The organism is Yersinia sp. 2542 StPb PI (assembly GCF_048593855.1).
In the GTDB taxonomy this organism is placed as follows: domain Bacteria; phylum Pseudomonadota; class Gammaproteobacteria; order Enterobacterales; family Enterobacteriaceae; genus Yersinia; species Yersinia enterocolitica_E.
Map to the genome: position 1 here is coordinate 1 of NZ_JAZGQA010000262.1, position 4,684 is coordinate 4,684.

Sequence of the window (4,684 nt, forward strand, 5' to 3'; positions counted from 1 at the left end):
CCCACCAAGTATGTCTGGCGGGCTTTAGATGAAAGCACTATTTAAATATTTATTTAATCGGGGGTATCGCTATCTATTTCGGCGTATGAGGCAACCAGCTTAACTAATAACTGATTAGTCTCCGTTAACTGTTTCAGATAGTCTGCTCCAAGTGAAATGACGGCTGGCCTATCATGAGCGAGTAACAGGGATTCGAATCTGATACAACAATCTACCAGATCTTGCGCATCAATCAGTTGTACCGCGCCTTTGATCCGGTGCACCAACGTTGCCATTTCGTTATAAATATCGCTAGCATTCGTACTGCTATCATCCGTTATCAGATGGTCAAACAGTTTCGTTAGCGCGGCAGTATCCTGCACATTGCTTTCCAGCAACGATTGTAATAACTGCAACTCTACCTCAGCTCTGCCACCCGAGAGCGATGTCAATTTATCTTGTGCTGCGACAATAGGGGGCTGTTGCGTTTTTGGGGGCTCACTGTTGTCCGCGGTTGAGTCCCTATTTTCCTGATGGCTCATCTCCATCGCATTGATGCCATCGTCGCCGGTAGTGTGATGATAATTCGCCTCGACATCGTTACCGACAATCTGTTGATGCAGCAAAACAGTGCGTAAGGTGTCAATAGTCACCGGTTTAACCATGCAATCATTCATACCAGCATCAGAACAGCGAGTTATGCTCTCTTCCCGCGCATCTGCGGTACAGCCAATGATTATCATCTCCTTCATTGCCGGACTATTGCGGATATGGGCGGCAAGTTCATAGCCATTCATCAGCGGCATGTTGTAATCGGTGATGACGATATCAAAACTGTAATGTTGCAATATTTTCCAGGCTTCTGCGCCATTTTCTGCGCTCATCACCTGTTCGATGCCGATAAAGGCCAATTGCTGCTGAAGTAACTGGCGGTTGGCCGGAAGGTCATCCACCACCAGAACACGCAGATTTTTCAACTGGTCTAACTGCTTTTCATCAGCATGCAGAATAGTCGCATCTGGCGGTAAATCATCAGCAGTGGCAATCTCCAGTGGTAACGTAATAAACAAACTGGTGCCTTTGCCGAGCTGGCTTTCCAAGCTGATTTGTCCGCCCATTTTATGAATCAATTGATGGCAGATCCAAAGCCCTAGCCCTGAGCCACCAAAACGGGGTGATTTACCTTCGTTCGCCTGGCTAAAGGGTTGGAACAGCGTTGCCTGTGCCGCTGGAGAAATACCAATACCGGTATCGGTAATATCGATATTCATTACGCCATGCTTATCATCTGTCGGCTCCCAAGTCACATCCACTGAAACACTACCTTGTTCGGTAAATTTCAACGCGTTACCTAACAGATTACCCATCACTTGTCGCACTCTGAGCATATCTGCCATCAGCAGGTGAGGGATTTGGTCATCCAGCCAACCCGAGAATCGAAGCCCACGCTCATCGGCGATGGGTTGATAGATAGTCAGCATCCGTTCCATTTCCTGGCGGAAATCTACCACCGCAGGGTGAACACTCAGTTGGCCTGCTTCAATTTTGGCAGAGTCGATGATGTCATCAAGCAGTAACATCAACGATTGAGCTGATTTGGACACGGTAACCAGTGTATCTTTATCAACCGGCTGGGAGCTGCGGATCTCCAGCTCCAATAAGCCCATGATGGCGTACATTGGCGTTCGCAGTTCATGACTGATTGTGGCAAGGAACGTACTCTTGGTCCGGTTGGCGCTTTCGGCTTCGACACGGGCCGCTTCTAACTCACGCTCAACGGTTTTACGTTGGCTAATGTCCAGCCAGCCGCCCAGTAAACTGCGTTCGGCATTGTCCAGTGGAATAATCCACAGGAAGATATCCCGTAGCTCACCATTGATTTCAAGGGATAAATCCACCATTTGTGGTTTTCTGTCCTGTAATACATAACGACAGTATTTATCTATCTCGCGATCAAGCGGACTGGTCATCGGCCAGTTGGCTTGTTCAATATCCTGATTGAGCAAATCGTGAAGCTTATCTTGGTGAGCCGCAGCAAAGTGGCTGTTATAAACGGCTAACTCGGCATTGGTTGTACGAATAAAGACCGCAAAGGGCAATGCATTGATAATCGATTCTTGTTGTAGCAAACGGGCATGTAGCAACTTGGCCTGGCGGCGCTTATTGAACACCAGATAGCACAGGTATAAACCGAAGACCAACAATAGCCCTGAACTTATTTTCAACGCCATCATCAGCCATTCATTATCTGATGAGTCTTCATCAAAACTTATTGGCTTAGGCTTGAAGGTACTCCATTCGCTAATTAAGTTGTCTAACTCTTCTGGTGGAATAGATTCAATTACTTTATCAATAATGGCCTTTAATTCGGGCAGGTCTGGGCGGATGGCAAATGCCATCATCAGTGGTTCTTCACCTGCAACCGCGACCGTTTTTATATTCGGGCTAAAATTCTGAGCTGACAGGTAGTTGGCGGTCATCATATTCTTAACGACAGCATCCACTTTACCTTGCTGCAACCAACGCACCAGTGTCATGGTATCCGGGGCTTGGACAAAGGTAATCTTTTGGGCTAACAGGGGGTTACCAATAATCCCGCCAGAAGCACTACCGGCTTGTATCCCCACGCGCTTTCCTGCCAGATCTGCCACATTGTTGATATCCAGGCGATCTTCGCGCGTCAATATACCCCATAAGGATTGAGCTACTGGTGAGGAGTAAAGGTTGTTACCATACATACCGTTGCGAACGGCTACAATCGGCAGTAAATCGGTTTTACCGGCGATAAAATCACGCACCCCTTCACCGGTATCTTTGGTATAGACCGGTTCAAATTTAATCCCGGTTCGGCGCGCGATAATATCGATAAGATCGACTGAGAAACCGGCTATTTGTCCGGTTTGACGATCGCGGAATATCAGTGGTGCCAGATCAAGTGGGGCGACATAACTCACCACCGGATGGTGCTGAATCCAGCTCACCTCTTGTTCGGTCAACAGTAATTTGGCATCAATATTGTAATGATGTTTGCTACCAAACCAGCGTTGCTGAATATCACCGGTCGCGCGGGTAGGTAATAATTCTAAAATCTGATTAATGTAGTCAATCAGCTTTTGATTACTTTCCCTCGCCAGGAATGTGTAAGGGGCAGGGTGATAAGGGGTAAAGTTACGAATTTGCAACGTCAGCAATTGTAACTGATCAATCAGATAGTTAGCTGTTGTGGCATTCGCGACAAAGACATCGGCATTACCATAGGCGACAGCCAACAACCCCTGCAATTGGTTGGGGTAGGCAACAATTTTATCGGCATGATAATTAAATAAAAACTCAGGGGAGAGTGGCTCGTTATTAACGATAGCCACCGTTTCTGGGTGGGTACGTTTGGTCGGGTCCCAATTTTTGCTGCGAACTTCGACATGCCGGTTGGTAAAGAAGGCATGGGAAGCTATCAGCCCCGGCTGAGGGGGCATAGGTGTCCCGGCCATTAAGTCAATCTGGCCATTTTCCAAGGCATTCAAAACTAACCCGTAATCGCAATAACCGATCATCTGGAAAGATAATTGGCTGGCATCACTGATTATTTTCAGGTAATCCGCAACAATACCTTCAATGGCATTATCATCACGGTTAACGACAAAAGGAGTATTGGCATCCATGACCACCCCCACTTTCACCGTGCGCCGGCTTGATTGGCGAGTGTCCGTGGAAGGTGTCAGTAATAGATCTTCACTGTAGCTATTAGCGATACTGTGTATCGTCAATGGCTGCCCAGTATCGCACCCCTGACGACCGGTCATCATTGCGGCATTAAGCTGCCCGCTAAGCAACAGCAAACAGTAAAGAAGAATTCGCAAAGAGAACCTACTCGGTAAAGATAAGGTTGCCCGTGGTAAACCAGAGCCGCCTGAATTATACCAAATTATGGGTATGTGCATAATCTGCCAGTTCAATTACGGAACTTAGCCCTAACTTGGTCAAGATGCGGGTTTTATAGGTACTGACAGTTTTGTTACTGATAAACATTTCGTCGGCAATCTGTTTATTTGACAAACCATTCACCAGATAACGTAAAACATTAATTTCTCGTTCTGACAACAACCGCGCCCGATTGACAGGATCATGGCTGGAAGGTTGCCCGGCTAATTGGGTCAACGTTTCAGAGGGGAAGAAAGAATACCCACGTAATACGTTCTGTGCAGCAAAAAGAATTTCGCTAATATCTTTATTTTTACTGATGAAACCGTTGGCACCGGCCTGTAATGCCCGTACCGCAAAAACTTGCTCATTCTTGGCGGACAAGAATAATGATTTGCCTGTAAATCCACGTTGCTGTAGTTTTTTCAACAACGAGAAACCATCGAAGTTAGGTAACTCAATATCGATAATAACCAGATCAACAGGGTTGTTTTTTAAAATCTCTAAGGCTTCACTGCCATCAACCGATTCGTAAATGGTTGAAAATTCGTTACTTTGTGATAGTAATGCACGAATGGCGACACGAATAGCCGGGTGGTCATCAACTATCATCACTGATTTTGTCATGTTCTCTCCGTAAATCGTTATATCTTGGGATTCGCAGAGTTAATTCACTGCTCCTCACTCGCACCGATCGACTCCAAATGATTACCCAAGACGAGATAAACAAGAACCACGCTGCCGATGCCCAAAGTACTATTTCGGTGATTCTAATCTCTAATTATAG

At 46.3% G+C, this 4,684-nt stretch carries 2 protein-coding genes; both read right to left on the reverse strand.

Going from position 1 to position 4,684, the window contains the following annotated elements; translation table 11 throughout:
• Positions 1–53: 53 nt before the first annotated feature.
• Complete coding sequence (locus V1952_RS20105; RefSeq protein ID WP_420075402.1) at positions 54–3,812, reverse strand: ATP-binding protein; 3,759 nt, start codon at positions 3,810–3,812, stop codon at positions 54–56.
• A 79-nt stretch (positions 3,813–3,891) separates the two neighbouring features.
• On the reverse strand, positions 3,892–4,524 hold the full coding sequence (locus V1952_RS20110) for a response regulator (protein ID WP_004705218.1): 633 nt from the start codon (positions 4,522–4,524) through the stop codon (positions 3,892–3,894).
• Between the last annotated feature and the right edge of the window lie 160 nt (positions 4,525–4,684).

What these genes read in the sequence shown, in the direction of transcription:
- V1952_RS20110 (WP_004705218.1), bottom strand. Translation starts at nt 4,524, where the DNA reads ATGACAAAATCAGTGATGATAGTTGATGACCACCCGGCTATTCGTGTC.